Here is an 18,160-nt window from a genome sequence, read left to right as displayed (position 1 = left end):
GACCGCGACCGTTCAGCCCAGAGGAGGTGGGTTCACACATGCGTGCATATGAATTGATGGTAATCATCGACCCCGACGTCGAGGAACGCTCCATCGACCCAACACTCGAGAAGTTCCTGAATGTCGTCCGCAATGGCGGCGGCACCGTGGACAAAGTGGATATCTGGGGACGCCGGCGCCTTGCGTACGAGATCCAGAAGAAGACCGAGGGCATCTACGCCGTCGTCAACTTCACCGCGACCCCGGCCGTGGCTTCCGAGCTCGACCGCCAGCTGAGCCTCAACGAGACGATCATGCGCACCAAGATCATCCGTCCTGAGGAGCAGAAGGTTTCCGCCGAGTAGTTTCGGCAGATCCCTCACCCATCCATCCCGCTCCGGCGGGTAGTGACTCCAGGAGGCACCATGGCAGGCGAGACAGTCATCACGGTGATCGGCAACCTCACCAACGACCCCGAGCTTCGGTTCACGCCGTCGGGATCAGCGGTTGCCAACTTCACCATCGCGTCCACTCCCCGTACGTTCGATCGCCAGACCAATGACTGGAAGGACGGCGAAACGCTGTTCCTCCGGGCTTCGGTATGGCGTGAGGCTGCGGAGAATGTCGCCGAGACCCTGACCAAGGGAACCCGAGTGGTTGCCCAGGGCCGACTCAAGTCACGTTCGTACGACACCAAAGAGGGCGAGAAGCGCACCGTCATGGAGCTGGAGGTGGACGAGATCGGTCCATCCCTGCGCTATGCGTCGGCGAAGGTCAGCCGCACCCAGCGCTCCGGCGGCGGGAACGGCGGGGGCTTCGGCGGCAATTCAGGTGGCGGCAACTCCGGTGGGAACTCCGGCGGCTCGAACTCCGGTTCGGGCTGGGGCGGCGGCCAGCAGGCCCAGCAGCCCGCGGAGGACCCATGGGGCGCCCCTGCAGGCGGGAATTCGCAGGGCTGGGGCAACGGCCCCGACTCCGAGCCGCCTTTCTAGGAACTCCAGGCAGAGTCCCGTCCCCGGGGCTCCTGCCGCAGTCACTCACGTGACTGGCATGTCCCATCCCGCAGAATCGTTCTGCGGGCTCCAAGCAAAAAAAGGAGCACCACGATGGCTAAGGCTGAACTTCGTAAGCCCAAACCAAAGTCCAATCCCTTGAAGGCCGCAGACGTCACCGTCATCGACTACAAGGACGTAGCACTGCTGCGTAAGTTCATTTCCGATCGCGGAAAGATCCGTGCCCGTCGCGTTACCGGCGTGACCGTGCAGGAGCAGCGCAAGATCGCTCAGGCCATCAAGAACGCCCGCGAAGTCGCCCTCCTGCCGTACTCCGGCGCCGGTCGCGGCTAGGAAAGGGGACACACTATGTCGAAGCTCATTCTGACCCAGGAAGTCACCGGACTCGGTGCAGCAGGCGATGTCGTCGAGGTGAAGAACGGTTACGCACGTAACTTCCTTCTGCCCCGCGGGTTCGCCCTGACGTGGAGCAAGGGTGGCGAGAAGCAGGTCGATTCGATCAAGGCTGCCCGCTCCGCCCGCGAGCACGCATCACTCGAGGACGCCCAGCGCCAGGCCGCCGCACTGTCGGCCAAGCCCGTCACCCTCACCGTCAAGGCGGGCGGCTCCGGCCGCCTGTTCGGCACGGTCAAGGCCGACGACGTCGCCAAGGCCGTCGAGGCCGCCGGCCTCGGCAAGATCGACAAGCGCAAGGTCGAACTTCCGGCTCACATCAAGTCGGTCGGTTCGTACCAGGCCAACGTTCGTCTCCATGAGGATGTCGCAGCAGTTATCGATCTGGACGTCGTTGCGAGCTAGCAGCCTCGCCAGCAGATGACGTTGCAGTAGGACCAGGTCGGTCAGGAAGCTCTCGCCCAGGCGGGGGCTTCCTGTATTTAAGCCGTAGATCCTTCACTCTCGCTTCACGATCACGGGACGCTTCAGACCGCCTTCGGTACCATCGCCGGGCGGGCATGCTTCCACCCAGGATGCATCCCGTCCCAGTGATGGAGCCGGGCTCGGGCACGCTCGAACGTACGTGCCGAGGCATACTCCCACGTGCGGCCCGAGTGCACCTCCGGACACCGCTGTGCCGGCCGCAGCCCGTGAGTGATATAGGCCACGGAAGACGCTCCCGAACTGGTTCGGCCGATGTTGTCAACAGCGCACCTGTGGATGGAGCAGCAGGAAACTTTTCTTTCGTGCACAGGCTATGGACGACGTTTCCGCAGGTCAGGGGCCTGTCGGCCTCGGAAGTATTTTTCTATCCACAGGGTTCTCCCCATCCTGTGCACAAGATACGCCGCGTAATCCACAGCTTATTCACACTTACCCACACCCCCTGTTGGTTGGGCGCTTTGCGGCTCCTGGAGAGGGGGCTACCGTTGCGGAAGATTCCCAATAGTGAGGGTGTCGGGTGATAGGCCTGTCCTGTCGGACCCGGCCCGGGTGTCCGGTAGCCGTTCCTACGGCAGCCGCTTCGACAGTAGGAGAAAGGCCCCTCAGTGTCCCTGGCACATGCAGACTCAACAACGGACACTCGTTCTCCGGAATTCGCCCGTACACCCCCTCAGGACCTCGTCGCGGAGCAGTCCGTGCTGGGCGGCATGATGCTCTCGAAGGACGCCATCGCCGACTGCGTGGAGGTCCTTCGCGGAATCGACTTCTATCGGCCCGCTCACGAGAGCATCTACGAGGCCATCATCGACCTCTACGGGCGCGGTGAGCCCGCCGACGCCGTCACGGTATCCGATGAGCTGACGAAACGTGGCGAGATCTCGCGCATCGGCGGTCCCGCCTATCTCCACACGCTGATCCAGTCCGTCCCGACGGCCGCCAATGCCGGCTTCTATGCGGAGATCGTTCGCGAACGGGCTGTCCTGCGACGGCTCGTCGATGCCGGCACGAAGATCGTGCAACTCGGGTACTCCAACGACGGCGAGGTCGACGACCTCGTGAACGCTGCCCAGGCGGAGGTCTACGCGGTGGCCGAACGCCGGACGGCGGAGGACTACGTGGCCCTGAAGGACATCATCGAGGGCACGGTCGACGAGATCGAGTCTGCCGGGCACAAGGGCGAAGGCATGACCGGAGTGCCGACGGGCTTCTACGAACTGGATGAGCTGACGCAGGGCCTCCATGGCGGCCAGATGATCGTCGTGGCGGCCCGCCCTGCCATGGGTAAGTCGACCTTCGCGCTGGACTGGGCGAGATCAGCGGCCATCAAGCACAACATGACCACGGTCTTCTTCTCGCTCGAGATGGGCCGGAACGAGATTGCGATGCGCCTGCTGTCTGCCGAGGCGACGATCGGCTTGCAGGATCTGCGCAAGGGCACCATCAAGGACGAGCAGTGGGGGAAGATCGCGACGACCATGGGCCGTATGAACGATGCCCCCCTTTTCATCGATGACAGCCCGAACATGTCGTTGATGGAGATCCGCGCCAAGTGCAGGCGGCTGAAGCAACGTCACGACCTGAAGCTCGTGGTGCTGGACTACCTCCAGCTCATGTCCTCGGGCAAGCGCGTTGAATCCCGCCAGCAGGAGGTTTCTGAGTTCTCGCGAGCGCTCAAGTTGCTGGCGAAGGAATTGAATGTCCCCGTCGTCGCGCTGTCCCAGCTCAACCGTGGGTCCGAGCAGCGGACGGACAAGCGACCCCAGGTGTCGGACCTCCGTGAGTCCGGCTCCATCGAGCAGGACGCCGATATGGTGATCCTCCTGCATCGCGACGATGTCTACGACAAGGAGTCAGCGCGAGCCGGTGAGGCTGACGTCATCGTTGCCAAGCACCGCAACGGCCCCACGAAAACGATCGTCGTGGGCTTCCAGGGACATTACTCGCGCTTCAACAACATGGCTGCGGACGGCGGGGGCTACTAGTCCTTCTTGGGCCCGAGCTCGTTGATGACAGTCTTCAGGCGGTCGCGCAGATCCTGCGAGGCGAGACCGTCCTCCGCCATCAACTCGTGCTCGATGTTCTTGGCACGCTCGAGGGCCTTGAGCCCGGCTGAGGTGATGGTGATGCGCTGGCTGCGGCGGTCGGCCGTGTTGCGAAGCCTGGTCACGAGTCCGCGCTTCTCAAGGCGGTCCAGGGTGCGTCCCACGGTCTGGGCCTGTACGTGGACGAGCTGGGCGAGGCGCACACCCGTGAGGGTCCCCTCGCGTTCCAGGACGCCGAGCGTGGTGAGACCAGCATGGGTGATGCCGATTCCGAGGAGCTTCTCGTTCCATGAGTGCTCGACGATACGGGCTGCGGTCGTAAGCAGGCGGCTGGTCGACCAATCGTTCAACTCCGGCACGATGGCGTGTCCTTCCCCTCGGTCCTACGCAGTGAATTCGCTTGTTCCTGCTACTTACTCTAGACAACTTCACCCGAAATAGACAGCAGGCTTATTATCCTTCTGCGCAGCAGGCACTATGGCTGGTCGGATGTGGACGCAGCGTAATTGCGGTGGTGCCGGCAGGGCGGATCGACGACAGGAGGGCCCGGGGCCATGCCCCGGGCCCTCCTGTGTCACATGTATCTGCTAGAGGTTATTGCCCCGGCGAGTGTCATCCGCGCCTTCGACTTCAATCTCTTCCTTGCGGACTTCGCCACTGACCGTTTCGTTGCTCGTCACGGTCTCCTTGTCGAGACGCACGCGCTCGACCGGAACGGCTTCCTTGTCGACGACCGGGCGCTCCGCGTGGAGGGTCACCTCGTGCTCCTCCTCGCTGATGGCGGGACCATCGTAGGCATTGTCGCGGTTGGCGTCCGTGATGGGCTCGCGCTCTACGCGGACCTCCTCGCGGCTGACGGGGACGGTCTGCGTGACGTTCTCGGTGACGACGTACTTGCGCAGGCGGGCGCTGCCGACTTCGCGGCGTTCCGTGCCGACGCGGAGCTGCTCTTCCGAGCGTGTCATCGCCTCATCGGTGGTGGGACCGGAGGTGTCGTGACCGACCGTGCCACGCGTGTCGGTCGTGTTCGAGCGGGTGCTCGCGTCCGTGTCGGTGCGGCCGGAGTGACGGCCCGACGTCGTGTCGATGTCGACATCGCGATCACCCTGGCCGACGGTGCCGCTCGTCGTCGTGTCGGAGTAGCCGCTGGTACCGCTGGTCGTCGTCGTGTCGGAGTAGCCGCTGGTGCCGCCGCCGATCTCGTAGTGGCGGTAGAGGCGATCCTCTTCCTCCGGGCTCAGGTTGCCGTCGGACTCGACGCGGGGTGCGTCCTTCACCTGGTGCTTGCTGTAGGGCACGCGGACGTCGTGTCCTTCGACGTCGGCGCCCTGAAGCGGAACGAAAGATTCCGATGTACCGAACAGGCCAGTCTTCGCGGTGACCCAGCTGGGCTCGCCCGTCTGATCATCGAGGTAGACCTGGCCGATCGACCCGATCTTCTCTCCATCGGCTCCAACCACGTTGCCGCCGTTGCCGAGCAGGGTATCGATGTGGTTCTGGGTAATCATTTCCTTCTCCTTCTGAGTGATCTCACGGGGGTTTGGAATTCTCGGTTGAGGTTCCGCAGGGACCGGAGTCCCTGACGAACCACCGACCTCTAGAGTAAGCACACTTAGTACTCGATGAAAAGCCTGCTTAGCTTCCCCTCGGCTCCAGTAGTGTCCAGGCCCCTCACCACGTATAGGCGGCGCTTCCCCCCGCTCATCCTGTTTCGTAGGATGGCCGAAAGGTCCAACCACCGGATCGACCCACTCCTTGGGTCGGATGCGGCGGAACGTGGAACTGCGGAAAGGCCATGGTGTCAGCAGTACGTCTTCCCTCCCGCGAGGAGGTCGAGTTCGAGCGCGACGGACCCGGCAGGGCCTTGGTGCGGATCATCCGTCAGGCTCTGACCGATGGATCAACATACTTCGCGCCGGCTTCCGCGACAGTGGGGCGGGTTGAAAGGCGGCAGGCGCTCGTCGAGCAGCCGCTCCGTCGCCGCTGTGAACAGCATGCCGCCCTCTGACGCGTCCTCGGCAGCCACCACCCGTAACAGGACGGCCCTGCTGGTCATCGACATGCAGAATGCTTTCTTTGAGGACGAGTTGCTTGCACGGTCCCGGTCCGCCCTGGTGACGGCCTGCAACACGCTCATCGACACAGCGGTCCGGAGCGGTGCCCCGGTTCTCGTGGCACGCACGGAGCACCTGAGCGATCGTTCCTCGTGGACGCTGTCGATGCTCGACGACGACCAGGGCTTCATCTTCCGCGGATCCCACCAGGCCGACCCCGTGCAGGGGCTTCGCGTGGACGGGCTGGAGACGGTGACGAAGACCCGGGACAGCGCCTTTTTCGGTACCGACCTGGCAGAGCGGCTGCGAAGCCTTGGGGTCGAACACCTCGTACTCGCCGGTGTCTCGACGCACAACTGTGTGGCGCATACCGGCGCGGACGCGTTCGCAGGAAACTTTCGGGTGGCCTACGTGCGGGACGCCATCGGCAGCACCAATGAGCAGTACGCCGAGGCAATGCTCGAGATTCTCTCCGTGGAGTATCGGCAACCCATTGTCGGTCTGGCGGAGGCAGGGGTGATGCTCAGCTGATGGTGCCTTGCTGCAGGCGCACCGGAGATAACGTCAGCGTCTACGGACGCCTCGGTGGGATTCTCGGTGGAATGTTCGGTGGGATTCAGGACAAAAAGCCGAGGGAGGTCGCCGGACGAATCCGACGGCCTCCCTCGTGAGCTCTGGAACGTATATCAGCTCTGCTGGACGCTGGACTTCGCGCCCTGGGCGCTGCCCTTGACATCACTTGCAGCCTGCTGGCCCTGGTCCTTGACCTGACCAGCGGCGTGCTGCCCCTCGCCCTTCACCGTCTGGACCGAATCGGTGGCCGACTCCTTGACGGACTGCACGGCCTCCTGGGCAGGCTCCTTGACCTCCGCGACGACCTGCTTGGCTGCCTCGGTGACCTTTTCCTTCAAGGGAGCGACCTGCTCCTTGAGCTGCGAAGCGGCCTGCTGCTCCTTCTGAGTCGCCGGGATGATGCTGGCGACGAGAAGGCCGGCGCCGAAGGCGATCAGGCCGGCAGCGAGCGGGTTGCCCGCGGCCTTGCTGCTGAGCTGGTGAGGTGCGCCCTGGGCGGCCTGGCCGGCGCTGTGCAGCTTGTCCTTCGCGGTTCCGGTGGCTGAGTGGGCATTGCCCAGGCCGCTTCCGGCCTTGCCCTTGGCATGCCCGGCCTTGTCCGCAACCGTGTCCTTCACGTCCTCGGCCTTGCCGAGTACGGAATCCTTGACGTCCTCGGCCTTGCCCATGACGGTCTCCCTGACGTTACTGAAGCTGTTCTTGACCTTCTCGGTCTGTCGGTGTGCGATGTTGGCAGGGTTGACCTTGTCTGCCACTGCGTCGACGTCGGTGCCCAACTCCATGCGGGTACGTTCGATATCTGCGCGGATTTCTTCTGGCGTCTGGCTCATCGTGTCTGCTCACCTGGTTTCAGTGTCGGTGGGATCTCTTTGACGGTCTCCGCGGTTTGGGGGAGGCCCTTGACCTGCTGCATTTCCTTCTTGCCCTTGGCTGCCAGCACTGCGGCGATGATGCCCCAGATGACGGCGACGATGACGGCGGCCCAGCCGATCGGCATGAGTGCGTCGAGTCCCCACATGAGGGCGAGGGAGAGGAACAGGAGGACGAAGTGACCACCGATCGCAGCTCCGGCGAACATGCCGGCACCCTTTCCGGCTACCTTCGCGGACTCCGTGGCTTCGGCTTTCGCCAGCGCGACTTCCTGCCGCATCAGCTTCGAGAGGTTCTTCGTCACCTCCCCGAGCAGTTCGCCGACCGTGGCGTCGGCCGAGCGCTGCTCGGCCTCGGTCGGCAGGGGGGCGGCGGCCTGATGCGCGCCGCTGGTGTATGCCTCACTCATCAGCGCAGGCTCCCGTCATTCGGAAGGGTCCCTACGGGAGGGGTGCCCGGCGGGATGGTCGGGTAGTCGTCCGTGGGGTCGACGAAGGCCGGATTCGAGCCGGCCACGTGCTGACCGCGGGTCTCACCGAAACCACCCGTGGCGGGAACTCCGCTGTAGCTGTCGGAGCCGACCTCGGTGTAGCCGCCGTACGTGCCTGCAGTGCTGGTGCCGGTAGACGAGGCGTTCTGGCCGCTCGACGTCGTGTTCGAGTCGCGGTTGCCCGTCATTCCGCGGGTCAGACGTCCGACGAGGAGCCCGGAACCGGCTGCGATTGCGAGGAACGCGCCGGGCTTGCGCCGGGCGAAAGCCTTGACGTCCTCAAGGATGTCGGTGGCGTCGCGGCCTTCGAGCCAGCTGGCTGCGGAGCCGGTGCGCTGCGATGCCTGCTGAACGATGTTGGACACCATGTGATTGTCCGACTTCTCGGCCATCGACTTGAGCTCGTCGGAGATGCCGCGAATACCTTCGGTGATCTTCTGCTGCTGCGTGCCTGCCTGGTTCTTGACCTCGGAGGTGACCGTGCCCAGGAGATTCTTGGCCTGCGAACCCGCCTCGGCGGCGACATTCTTCGCCTCGGATGCGGCTGTGCCGGCGACGTTCTTCGCCTCGGACGCGGCGGTGCCGGCCACGTTCTTCGCTGCTTCCTTGCCGTCCTGGCCTACCTGCTTGGCCTGGTCCTTCGCGACGGAGGTCTTCGAGTCGTTCGAGCCGGTAGTGCCGCCGGTGAGATCCGAGGTGCCGAGCTGGTGGGCTCCGAGGTCAGAGGTGGACGCCTCGTTGCCGGTCGTGGAGGGAACCAGGGGATCCTGCGGCCAATTCTGCGTAGTCATGGTGATTCCTTACGTTGATATTGCCGTTAAAGCGGACGCTCCATCGTGTTCTCGATGCGATGGTCCGGCATCTCGTGCTGGACGTGTCACTGAAGCTAAGCATGCTTACCATCAACCATGCAAGCTCTTTGTCGAGAAACCGCAACTTCTAAATAAGTACGCTTACTATCTACCGAAAATCCTAGTTGCATGGCTAGCGTGGAATCAAGAGGACCCCTCCGCGGCCGCTTCCAGAAGGGGCGGACCAACCCCTAGGGGACCTGACGTTGGGAGGAAACCACCCCGTGTTTTTCCACAAACAGGAACTCCAGTACAAGGCCAACCCGGACAAGCCCGACGCCGTCTACGCTCGTAAGCTCCAGGAGGTGCTCGGCGGCCAGTACGGCGAGATCACCGTGGCGCTGCAGTACAGCTTCCAAGCCTGGAACGCCCACATCCCCGGCAAGTACCGTGACCTGCTTTTCGGCATCGGTGCGGAGGAGATGGGCCACGTCGAGATGCTTGCGACGATGATCGCGCAGCTCCTCGAGAAGGCACCCCTGGGTATAACGGAGGACTCCATCCAGGCCGATCCAGCGGTCGCAGCGGTCATCGGGGGAACCGATATGCAGCAGGCCATCGTGGCTGGAGCGGGGGCACGTGCCGCGGACAGCAATGGCAACCCCTGGCAGGGAAGCTACATCACGGCGAGCGGAAATCTGCTCGCGGACTTCACCGCAAATGCCAACGCGGAGATGCAGGGGCGGCTCCAGGTAGCCCGCCTGTACCACATGACGGACGATCATGGCGTGAGGGATATGCTCTCCTTCCTCCTGGCGCGCGACACCATGCACCAGAACCAGTGGATCGCCGCTGCCAGGGAGCTGCAGGAATCCAAGATGGAGGAGCTTCCGGTGCCCAGCAACTTCCCGATCAAGAAGGAAGCCCGTGAGGTGTCCTACCAATACCTGAACTTCTCGGATGGCAAGACGGCGTCCGAGGGCAGCTGGGCCTCGGGTCCGACGCCGGACGGCAAGGGTGAGTTCACCTACCACGAGGGTCCGACGACGTCGGCCCCCATGCCTCCGCCCACCCACCCGGATGCGCGCTTCTACGGCACCACCGAGATCCCGAACACCGTGGAGAAGATGGCCGGCACCGTCCAGGACAAACTCAACCGCGAATAACTGTTCGCACTATCCGAAGAGAAGGAGATCGTCATGACAAGTACGAATAACCGCACGGATAACGGCCGGACCACCCTGCAGCGGGCTGCGCAGGCAATGGGCGCCGTCTTCCTGCTGGTCGGAATCCTCGGATTCATCCCGGGGATCACCTCCAACTACAACACGATGATGTTCGCCGGCCACGAGTCGCAGGCGATGCTGCTCGGCATCTTCCAGGTCTCGATCCTCCACAACATCGTGCACCTCCTCTTCGGTGTCGCGGGTCTCGCGATGGCGAAGACGGTATCGGGGGCCCGCAACTACCTCCTCGGTGGCGGCATCATCTATGCCATCCTGTGGATCTACGGGCTCGTCATCGGCCAGGACTCCGCGGCCAACTTCGTGCCTGTGAACAGCGCGGACAACTGGCTCCACCTCTTCCTTGCTGTGGCCATGATCGCTCTAGCGCTGGCCCTGAGCCGCAAGCGGGACACCACGCGCCGGGCCTAGTACAAAGCGTTCCCGGCCCAGCGAAGAACACTGGAAACGACGCCGGATCGGCAGGTTCCCCCGAGAACCGGCGGTCCGGCGTCGTCGTGTCCATCCGGGCCGTGGTGCAACCCGGCCCCGAGGTGCCGGGTGCACGAGCGAGGAGCACTTCCCACCGATAGAAGCAAAGTACGCTTAGCATTACTGCCGCACCCAGCGCGTACGCACGTCGACAGAAGAGGCCTTTGATGAAGCAACCCTCCCCGCGCGGAGAGATCAGCACCCTTGTCCTGAACACCATCACCGGAACGGTCGACGCCGGACAGGACTCCCTCGCCCGATTGGCCACGCTCGTCGAGGAAGCCGTGGCCGCTGTACCGGACATCCTGTATGACGACGACCTGCAGCTCGCGCTCTTCTGTCTGTACGAGCTGCACTACAGCGGCATCGATGAAGCCGGCGACGACTGGGAATGGAATCCGGATCTGCTGCGCGTGCGACAGCAGATCGAGAAGGCATTCGAGCGCAGGGTCCGCGACGAGGTGATCCTCGGCGACCTGCCCGGCACCACGAGTGAGGCCGTGTGTGCGGAGCTCTTCCGCATGACGGGTGCGGACTCGGGGCCCAGCATGTCCCGCTTCGTGGCGAAGTCCGCCACGGATGACCAGTTGCACGAGTTCGCCGTGCACAAGTCCATCTTCCAGCTCAAGGAGGCGGACCCGCACACGTTCGCCATCCCGAGGTTGTCCGGCCGTGCGAAGGCGGCCTTGGTGGAGATCCAGGCGGACGAGTACGGCAACGGTCTTCCGGCCCGCATGCACTCCGCCCTCTTTGCCCGCACCATGCGAGAGCTCGGTATGGATGACACGTACGGCGCCTATCTGGACGCCGCGCCTGCGATCACGCTGGCCACGAACAATGTGATGTCACTCTTCGGGCTGAACCGCAGGCTGCGGGGAGCGGCGGTCGGGCATCTCGCCGCGTACGAGATGACCTCTTCCCAGCCCAATCGCCTGTACTCACGCGGATTCAAGCGCCACGGGTACGGGGAGGGCGCGACGGAGTACTTCGACGAGCACGTCGAAGCGGATGCCGTCCACGAGCAGATCGCCGGCCGGGACATGGCGGGCGGCCTGGTCGAGTCCGATCCAGGCCTCCTGCAGGACGTGCTGTTCGGCGCTGCCGCCGGACTCGCCATCGACACCCGGATGACGATCCACATCATGGAGGCCTGGGAGAGTGGCCGCTCGTCCTTGCGACCCTCGGCTGCGATGGCGTCGTGACTGCGGACATGACGCCGAAGGCACCGGTCCCCGTGCCCGAGCGGTCACTGAATTCCGGCAACGCCGCCCCGGTGTCCATCGTCGCCTGTCCCAATGGGCCACTGCTCATCCGCGGCGATTTCGAACTGGTCGGCGCCGACGGCGAGGAACTGCCCCGGACCCGCCGGACCGTAGCACTCTGCCGGTGCGGAGCGTCCGTGCTGAAGCCCTACTGCGACGGCTCGCACAAGCTGACCGGCTTCCGGTCCGAGCCCTGAAGCCCGTGTCTCCACGGGGCTCCGGGTGGAAGCCTTCTCCTGGCGCTGCCGGAGGGCATGTTTGACTTGACCATGACTGGAATCCGAGACGAAGGCTGCCAGTGGCAATCGACCTGAACAGCGACGTCGGGGAATCCTTCGGCAACTGGACGTTCGGTGATGACGCGCGCATCATCGAGTCCGTGTCGAGTGCGAACGTGGCCTGCGGCTTCCACGCCGGTGATGCTACCGGCATCCGTGCCACCTGTGCAGCGGCCGCGGCCGCCGGTGTCAGCGTCGGCGCGCACCCCGGATACCGGGACCTCGCCGGGTTCGGGCGGCGGTTCATCGACGTCGAGCCTGCGGAACTGACCAATGACGTCGTCTACCAGATCGGGGCCCTGCAGGCGCTCGCCCGCGCGGCCGGGACAACGGTCAGGTACGTCAAGCCCCACGGCGCCCTCTACAACACCATCGCCGTCCACGAACTCCAGGCCCGTGCGGTGGTTCAGGCTGTCCGTGAAATCGATGACGCACTTCCGCTGCTGGTGCTGCCGAACACCGTGATCGAAGCCGAGGCGCGTTCGGCCGGGTTGCGCACGGTCGTCGAGGCCTTCGCGGATCGCGCGTACCAGCCCGACGGCGCCCTCGTCTCCCGGCGCGAAGCGGGGTCTGTACTGCACAGCGAGTCCGACGTCGTCGATCATGTCCTGCGAATAGCGACCGACGGTGAGGTCCTCGCGATCGACGGGTCACGCATCGGAATCAACGCCGAGAGCATCTGCGTGCATGGTGACACTCCCGGTGCAGTTGCAATGGCCGCAGCAGTGCGCAAGGCCCTGACCGCCGCGGGCGTGGACATCGATGCCTTCGCCTGACGGCTTCGGCCGCACAGACCACGCAGGCATGACCCTTCGGCCTGCAGGCGATCGCGGGCTGCTCATCGAGTTGCCCGGCCTGCCCGAGGTGCTCAGTGTCCAGGCGCACCTGCTCGCGCACCCCGTCGAGGGCCAGGTGGACGTGGTCGCCGCCGCATGCACCCTCCTCGTCCTGCTGGAGGGAGCACACCAGGTCGGCGCCCTCGCGGCACGGCTCCGGCTGATCGACCCGTCCGTCCCGGCCGACCGGGACGACGCCCTGGTCACCATCGAGGTCCAGTACGACGGCGCCGATCTCGCCGATGTCGCTGCCCGGACCGGCCTCAGCGAGGCGGCCGTCGTCGCGGCCCACACCTCGATCCCCTGGGTCGCTGCCTTCGGAGGCTTCGCGCCCGGCTTCGCCTACCTCACCGGGGGTGATCCGCGGCTCGAAGTATCCCGACGCGATTCACCACGGACCGTCGTGCCTGCCGGATCGGTAGCGCTCGCCGGGACGTTCTCTGCGGTGTATCCGAGGGATTCACCCGGAGGCTGGCAGCTTATCGGCAGGACGAACGCCGTCCTGTGGGACACGCACCGGAAGGAGCCCGCCCTCATCAAGCCCGGCAATCGCGTGCAGTTCACGGCCGTACGCGAGCTCGTCGAGCTTCACCCGTCGCCAGGAACCGAGGGCTCGGCAGCGCTTCCGGGCGCAGCCGTCGTCACCGATGGATCCGGTGTGTCGACCGGGCCCGGCGCCGCGGGGCTCACCGTCGTCGACCCCGGCCTCTACAGCACGATCCAGGATCTCGGCAGGATCGGTCTGATGGCCCTCGGGGTCGCCGGGGCGGGCGGACTGGACCGAGCCGCGCTGCGACAAGCGAACAGGCTGGTGGGTAATGGGCTGGATTCGGCGGCCATTGAGAGCCTCAATGGGGGATTGGCAGTCGAGGCGAGGGAGGACCAGGTGCTGGCCGTGACCGGTGCCGACGTCGGCCTCACCATCGTCATGCCGGACGGGCGCGAGCGCGAGCCCGCCCTGTGCTCACCCTTCCTGCTGCGGAATGGAGAAGTGCTGTTGCAGTCGCCGCCGGCATCAGGCCTCCGAGCCTATACATCGGTCCGGGGAGGCATCGTGGTCGAAGAAGTGCTGGGGAGCCGCTCCACCGATTCGATGTCCGGGCTCGGGCCACCCGCACTCGCCAGGGGTTTGCAGCTCGCCGTCGGGGATCCGGTGCCGGGTTCGACGGTCGGTCATCCCGAGGTACCGCGACCGGTGCTGGCCCCGGAAGTGCTCCGCGTGGTTCCGGGGCCACGGGACGACTGGTTCGACGACGAGGCACTCGACCGCCTGTGCGCCACACCATGGTGGGTGACACCACAGTCGAACAGGATCGGTCTGCGGCTCGAGGGGCCGGCGCTGGTGCGGACGAGGAAGGGAGAACTCCCGAGTGAAGGCACCGTGCGGGGAGCCCTGCAGGTTCCGCCATCGGGCCTTCCCCTGCTGTTCCTCGCCGACCACCCGGTGACGGGCGGGTACCCGGTCATCGCGGTCGTCGTCTCGGCGGATCTCGACCGGGCGGCGCAACTTGCCCCGGGGTCATCAGTGCGGTTCCAGATTATCCCCCGGCGGCCGATCGCCGGCGCCTGAGTGGTCGGGTAGTAGTCGAGGCCGGCGCCACGGTGGGAACTCGTGCACACGGATTTTCGCGCACGGAAATGCTGCCGAAACCGCAGCTCCGTAGCGTAGGGAAGCACACCCTGTCCACAGGAGGCTGCCGTGCAGACGTTGAGAGTCAGACAGGTCCCCTGGACCAACCCCGTAGCCATGGGGCTGCGGGAAGCGCTGCGCGCCGAGACCGACCGGGGCCGGGCACCGGCCGCCCTCACCATGACGGACGATGATGGATCCGGCATAGCCGTCTTCCTTATCGCCTATGAGTTGGCGACGGGACAGCCGGTGGGGTGCGGGGGCCTCCGACTGCTGGATCCCGGACGGGCAGACCTCGACTACATCTACGTGCTGCCCTATGCAAGGTGGTCAGGCATTTCCAGGGCTATCACCGAGGAGCTGACCTCATGGGCGCGTGTGCACGGCATCGCGACGGTCGGCCCTGACGGCGCCCTCGCCGAACTCGATGCCCTGCGGCTCTGACCGCCCCCTCGACGGTCCTTCAGCGCGTAGGCGGACGGTTTCTCCAACCCGCCGATAGGGCGCTCCCGGCACACGCCGACAGTGCGCCCTGTCCCATCCACGGGTATGTCCCGACCACGAACAGGTGAGCACTTACATGGGAACGGGCGCCACCACGACCGGTGACGCCCGTTCCCTTGTACGTGCGAGGTCCTACGTGTGCGCTTCCTACTTGCGCGGCGCGCCGAGGTCCACAGGATCTTCGTCCGTCAGGTACGCGAACTCGGAGTGGGTGGCGATGTCTATGCCGCGCAGCTCGTCCTCCTGCTCGATCCTGAGGCCGACGGTGCGCTGGATGGCCTGAGCAATCACCCAGGTGACCACGAAGGAGTAGACCAGCACCGCGATGGTTGCCAGTGCCTGGATGCCCAGCAGCTCGAAGCCCCCGCCGTAGAAAAGGCCCGAGACGCCGTTGGGGGCGTCCTCGGTGGCGAAGAAGCCGATGAGCAGGGTGCCCAGGATGCCGCCGATCAGGTGGACGCCGACGACGTCGAGCGAGTCGTCGAATCCCAACCTGAACTTGAGCTCGATAGCGAGGGAGCAGACGGCTCCGGCGATCGCGCCGATAGCGAGGGCGCCCATCGGACTGACGGCTCCACACGCAGGAGTGATCGCGACGAGAGCGGAGATCAGGCCGGAGGCAGCACCCATGCTCGTCGCGGCTCCGTTGCGGACCCGCTCCACCAGGGCCCAGGCGAGCAGGCCCGCCGAAGCTGCGATGGCAGTGTTGAGGAAGACCACCGACGCGGACTGTCCGGCGGAGAGAGCGGACCCTGCGTTGAAGCCGAACCAGCCGACCCACAGGAGCCCGGCACCGACGAGGACGAGAGGCCTGCTGTGCGGCTTGGCATGATCGACCTTCGGCCAACCGTGGCTGCGGCCGAGGACGAGGGACAGTGCAAGCGCTGCGATGCCTGCGTTCATGTGGACGGCGAGCCCGCCGGCGTAGTCGATCGCACCGAGGTTGTTGGCAATCCAGCCACCCACCACGCTCCCATCTTCAGAGCTGAACGCGAAGACCCAGTGGGCGATCGGGAAGTACACCAGGGTGGCCCAGACACCCGCGAAGATCATCCAGGCACCGAACTTCATGCGCCCGGCGGCGGCACCTGCCACCAGCGCCGTCGTGACGCAGGCGAAGAACAGCTGGAAGGCGGCGAACAGGATGGGAGGGATGGAGGCTGTAGGGTCCTCGGCGAGCAACTGCCCCAGGCCCGCGTACTCGGCGACGTTACCCACCAGCCCGAGACCGCCCACCGAGTTGCCGAAGGCCATCGAGTATCCGAACAGGGCCCACAGCACCGCGACGAGGCTGGCGCCGCCGAAGCACATCATCATCATGTTGAGGATGCGGCGCGAGCCGACCATTCCTCCGTAGAACAGGGCCAGGGCCGGGATCATCAGACAGACGAGCGCGGCGCTGGCAAGAATCCAAGCGACGTTTCCAGAATCCATGGGAGTCCATTTCCGTGATGGCGCTTCCGCGTGCCGGAGGGGGCTGGGCCCGGACTCGAACGGGGATGTGTAAGGAACCGGGAGGGCACGCAGCGCTGAGCAATGGTAGACAGCGGCACGTTTCCGCATCCGGCGGGTGTCGTTAACTTTGTGTTACGCCTTGTTCGGACCCTAGCCGCCGGCAACAGACTGGATGATCATGACGGTGGCTCCCGCAGGCACCGCTGTTGCAAGCCCCTCGAGGCGGCGCACGTCCTCGCCGTCCACGTAGATATTCACGTACCGGCGCAGGGCTCCGGTCTCCTCGCGGATCCGCTGATCCAGGAGGGGCCGTCCGGCACCGAGGCCGTCCAGCAGCGCTGCCACGTCGCCATGATCAGGCACGGTCATGCTGACCTCGCTACGACCGTCGATGTACGGGCGAAGGAGCGTAGGGATCAGAACGGTCACGGTCCTCGTGGTTGCTTCGATCATCGCGGACGGCCGTTCAGGCGGGGACGACCGCGGCACGGACCGACAGGACGTCGGGCAGGTGGCTCGCGACCTCCCGGAACGTGCGGCCCTCGTCCGCACTGGCGTAGACGCTACCGCCTCGGGTCCCGAAGTAGACGCCCGGGGTCTCGGCGGAATCCACGCACGCTGCGTCGCGCAGCACCGCGTTGTAGTCGGCCTGCGGCAGGCCGGCGTTGCTTGCCTGCCAGGTGGCTCCGCCGTCGTCCGTGCGATGCACCATCAGGTGACCGTCCGGTGGAATGCGCTCGCCGTCGGCCTTGAGCGGGATGACCCAAGCGGTGCCACTGCGGTGCGGGTGGGAAAGCATCACGAAGCCGAAGTCCGCCGGAAGGCCCTCTGCGATGGACTGCCAGGAGTCACCCCTGTCCGTGGTCGCGTAGACACCGTGGTGGTTCTGGGCGAAGAGGCGGTCGGGGTCGACGGCGTCCCGGGCCACCTTGTGCACACACTGGCCGAACTCCGGGTTCGGGTCGGGCATGAAGTAAGCGCTGATGCCACTGTTACGGGGCTGCCAGGAGGTGCCCCCGTCGTCGGACCGGTACACCCCACCTGTGCTCATGGCGACATGGAGGGTGTCGTCCGCCGGACTGGGAAGGACGGTGTGCGCGGCTGCGCCGCCGAAGCCTGCGCCCCATTCGCTCCGGTGGGGGTGGTCCCAGAGGCCGCGGTTGAGTTCGAACGTCTCCCCGTGGTCCGTGGACTTCCAGACCGAGATGGGCTGGCACCCGGCCCAGACGACGCCTGGACGGTTCTCGGAGTCGGGGTGGATCTGCCAGATGCGCTCGAGGGTGGCGCCGTCGTCCGCACCGAAGCGGATGCTGCCCTCCTGGGGCTCCGTCCAGGTCTCGCCGAGATCGTCCGAGTGGGCTATGCAGGGCCCGAAGTGCCACGACATGCGTCCCGCGAAGAGACGGGTGCGCCCGCCCCGGGTGTCGATGCCGACACTCGGGATCTCCTCCATCAGGAACATCGGTTCGGACACCGTCCAGGTCTCGCGGTCCGTGCTCGAGGCGAGCCACAGTCCCTTCTTGGTGCCGATGGCGAGAAGTGTTTTACCTGCTGCTGACATGACTGCCCCCGTTGGTGCCGGAGCGGCCGGCGAGCCGTTACTACGATGCGGTCACTTGGGACGATGCCACTCGCCACTCGTTTTGTACAGGGCCGACTACCCGCTTCTGTCCGTATTCGCCCAGCCGGCGGTTTCGCTGTGTGAGAGTTGAATCATCCGGTTGCTGGAGCGCGGATCCACCACACCTGGAGGCACCGTGTGAGTCAGATCGTCCTTGGAAACGCGGCG

At 65.4% G+C, this 18,160-nt stretch carries 22 protein-coding genes; 14 read left to right on the top strand and 8 right to left on the bottom strand.

The annotated features are described in order from the left end of the window. The first annotated feature begins 38 nt into the window (after positions 1–38). From rpsF to dnaB, 5 genes are all read left to right on the top strand, one after another. Complete coding sequence (rpsF, locus tag D6T63_RS14830) at positions 39–344, top strand: 30S ribosomal protein S6 (RefSeq protein ID WP_043442549.1); 306 nt, start codon at positions 39–41, stop codon at positions 342–344. 60 nt (positions 345–404) lie between these two features. Beyond that, entirely contained in the window at positions 405–971 is a 567-nt protein-coding gene (locus tag D6T63_RS14825) for a single-stranded DNA-binding protein (protein WP_120149835.1), read from the top strand. Between the two features lie 114 nt (positions 972–1,085). Continuing rightward, positions 1,086–1,325, top strand: coding sequence for a 30S ribosomal protein S18 (rpsR, locus tag D6T63_RS14820; protein ID WP_005273147.1), 240 nt, complete (start codon positions 1,086–1,088; stop codon positions 1,323–1,325). A gap of 15 nt (positions 1,326–1,340) precedes the next feature. Beyond that, positions 1,341–1,790, top strand: coding sequence for a 50S ribosomal protein L9 (rplI, locus tag D6T63_RS14815; RefSeq protein WP_120149834.1), 450 nt, complete (start codon positions 1,341–1,343; stop codon positions 1,788–1,790). Between the two features lie 686 nt (positions 1,791–2,476). Next, entirely contained in the window at positions 2,477–3,853 is a 1,377-nt protein-coding gene (gene dnaB / locus D6T63_RS14810; protein WP_120149833.1) for a replicative DNA helicase, read from the top strand. On the opposite strand, the gene D6T63_RS14805 is transcribed toward dnaB, so the two are convergent. Beyond that, entirely contained in the window at positions 3,850–4,272 is a 423-nt protein-coding gene (locus D6T63_RS14805) for a MarR family winged helix-turn-helix transcriptional regulator (protein WP_182977029.1), read from the bottom strand. The two genes, dnaB and D6T63_RS14805, sit on opposite strands and share 4 nt — an antisense overlap. Positions 4,273–4,500: 228 nt before the next feature. Further along, positions 4,501–5,421 carry a DUF2382 domain-containing protein gene (locus D6T63_RS14800; protein WP_120149831.1) on the bottom strand — a complete coding sequence of 307 codons (921 nt, stop codon included), beginning with the start codon at positions 5,419–5,421 and terminating at the stop codon, positions 4,501–4,503. 287 nt (positions 5,422–5,708) lie between these two features. On the opposite strand from D6T63_RS14800, the gene D6T63_RS14795 reads away from it, so the two are divergent. Both D6T63_RS14795 and D6T63_RS14790 read left to right on the top strand, forming a co-directional pair. Further along, positions 5,709–5,921: a hypothetical protein gene (locus D6T63_RS14795; protein ID WP_120149830.1), complete on the top strand. Its 213-nt coding sequence runs from the start codon at positions 5,709–5,711 to the stop codon at positions 5,919–5,921. Continuing rightward, positions 5,908–6,498, top strand: a complete 591-nt coding sequence (locus D6T63_RS14790) for a cysteine hydrolase family protein (protein WP_120149829.1) — start codon at positions 5,908–5,910, stop codon at positions 6,496–6,498. The genes D6T63_RS14795 and D6T63_RS14790 overlap by 14 nt, the downstream gene beginning before the upstream one ends. Before the next feature lie 155 nt (positions 6,499–6,653). Here the strand turns inward: D6T63_RS14790 and D6T63_RS14785 are convergent, their stop codons facing one another. Genes D6T63_RS14785 through D6T63_RS14775 form a run of 3 tightly spaced genes read right to left on the bottom strand, consistent with a single transcriptional unit; the run spans position 6,654 to position 8,691 of the window. Continuing rightward, positions 6,654–7,370: a DUF3618 domain-containing protein gene (locus tag D6T63_RS14785; RefSeq protein WP_120149828.1), complete on the bottom strand. Its 717-nt coding sequence runs from the start codon at positions 7,368–7,370 to the stop codon at positions 6,654–6,656. Continuing rightward, on the bottom strand, positions 7,367–7,819 hold the full coding sequence (locus tag D6T63_RS14780; protein ID WP_120149827.1) for a phage holin family protein: 453 nt from the start codon (positions 7,817–7,819) through the stop codon (positions 7,367–7,369). Before D6T63_RS14780 ends, D6T63_RS14785 begins: the two co-directional genes overlap by 4 nt. Then, the gene (locus tag D6T63_RS14775; protein WP_120149826.1) at positions 7,819–8,691 is read right to left on the bottom strand and encodes a hypothetical protein; all 873 of its coding nucleotides are present in this window, start codon (positions 8,689–8,691) and stop codon (positions 7,819–7,821) included. Before D6T63_RS14775 ends, D6T63_RS14780 begins: the two co-directional genes overlap by 1 nt. Positions 8,692–8,975: 284 nt before the next feature. Here D6T63_RS14775 and D6T63_RS14770 point away from each other — a divergent pair, with 284 nt between their 5' ends. The 7 genes from D6T63_RS14770 to D6T63_RS14740 all read left to right on the top strand — a co-directional run bounded on the left by D6T63_RS14770 (position 8,976) and on the right by D6T63_RS14740 (position 14,856). Continuing rightward, on the top strand, positions 8,976–9,857 hold the full coding sequence (locus tag D6T63_RS14770; RefSeq protein ID WP_120149825.1) for a manganese catalase family protein: 882 nt from the start codon (positions 8,976–8,978) through the stop codon (positions 9,855–9,857). A 33-nt stretch (positions 9,858–9,890) separates the two neighbouring features. After that, positions 9,891–10,346, top strand: a complete 456-nt coding sequence (locus D6T63_RS14765) for a DUF4383 domain-containing protein (protein ID WP_120149824.1) — start codon at positions 9,891–9,893, stop codon at positions 10,344–10,346. Between the two features lie 227 nt (positions 10,347–10,573). Continuing rightward, entirely contained in the window at positions 10,574–11,608 is a 1,035-nt protein-coding gene (locus D6T63_RS14760; RefSeq protein ID WP_120149823.1) for an iron-containing redox enzyme family protein, read from the top strand. Positions 11,609–11,616: 8 nt separating this feature from the next. Next, complete coding sequence (locus D6T63_RS14755; protein ID WP_120149822.1) at positions 11,617–11,865, top strand: CDGSH iron-sulfur domain-containing protein; 249 nt, start codon at positions 11,617–11,619, stop codon at positions 11,863–11,865. Positions 11,866–11,966: 101 nt separating this feature from the next. Further along, on the top strand, positions 11,967–12,722 hold the full coding sequence (locus tag D6T63_RS14750; protein ID WP_407923754.1) for a LamB/YcsF family protein: 756 nt from the start codon (positions 11,967–11,969) through the stop codon (positions 12,720–12,722). After that, a complete protein-coding gene (locus D6T63_RS14745) occupies positions 12,709–14,352 on the top strand; it encodes a 5-oxoprolinase subunit B/C family protein (RefSeq protein ID WP_182977028.1) in 1,644 nt (547 codons plus the stop codon). The genes D6T63_RS14750 and D6T63_RS14745 overlap by 14 nt, the downstream gene beginning before the upstream one ends. Before the next feature lie 129 nt (positions 14,353–14,481). Next, positions 14,482–14,856: a GNAT family N-acetyltransferase gene (locus D6T63_RS14740; RefSeq protein ID WP_147394388.1), complete on the top strand. Its 375-nt coding sequence runs from the start codon at positions 14,482–14,484 to the stop codon at positions 14,854–14,856. A 207-nt stretch (positions 14,857–15,063) separates the two neighbouring features. On the opposite strand, the gene D6T63_RS14735 is transcribed toward D6T63_RS14740, so the two are convergent. The 3 genes from D6T63_RS14735 to D6T63_RS14725 form a co-directional block, all read right to left on the bottom strand. Beyond that, positions 15,064–16,350, bottom strand: coding sequence for an ammonium transporter (locus D6T63_RS14735; RefSeq protein ID WP_120149819.1), 1,287 nt, complete (start codon positions 16,348–16,350; stop codon positions 15,064–15,066). Positions 16,351–16,521: 171 nt separating this feature from the next. Further along, positions 16,522–16,824: a MoaD/ThiS family protein gene (locus D6T63_RS14730; RefSeq protein ID WP_120149818.1), complete on the bottom strand. Its 303-nt coding sequence runs from the start codon at positions 16,822–16,824 to the stop codon at positions 16,522–16,524. 13 nt (positions 16,825–16,837) lie between these two features. Beyond that, positions 16,838–17,932 carry a WD40/YVTN/BNR-like repeat-containing protein gene (locus tag D6T63_RS14725; RefSeq protein WP_120149817.1) on the bottom strand — a complete coding sequence of 365 codons (1,095 nt, stop codon included), beginning with the start codon at positions 17,930–17,932 and terminating at the stop codon, positions 16,838–16,840. Positions 17,933–18,160 lie beyond the last annotated feature (228 nt).

The sequence above is a fragment of the Arthrobacter cheniae genome (assembly GCF_003602275.1).
Lineage (GTDB): Bacteria > Actinomycetota > Actinomycetes > Actinomycetales > Micrococcaceae > Arthrobacter_D > Arthrobacter_D cheniae.
This window is presented reverse-complemented; position numbering and strand designations above follow the sequence as displayed.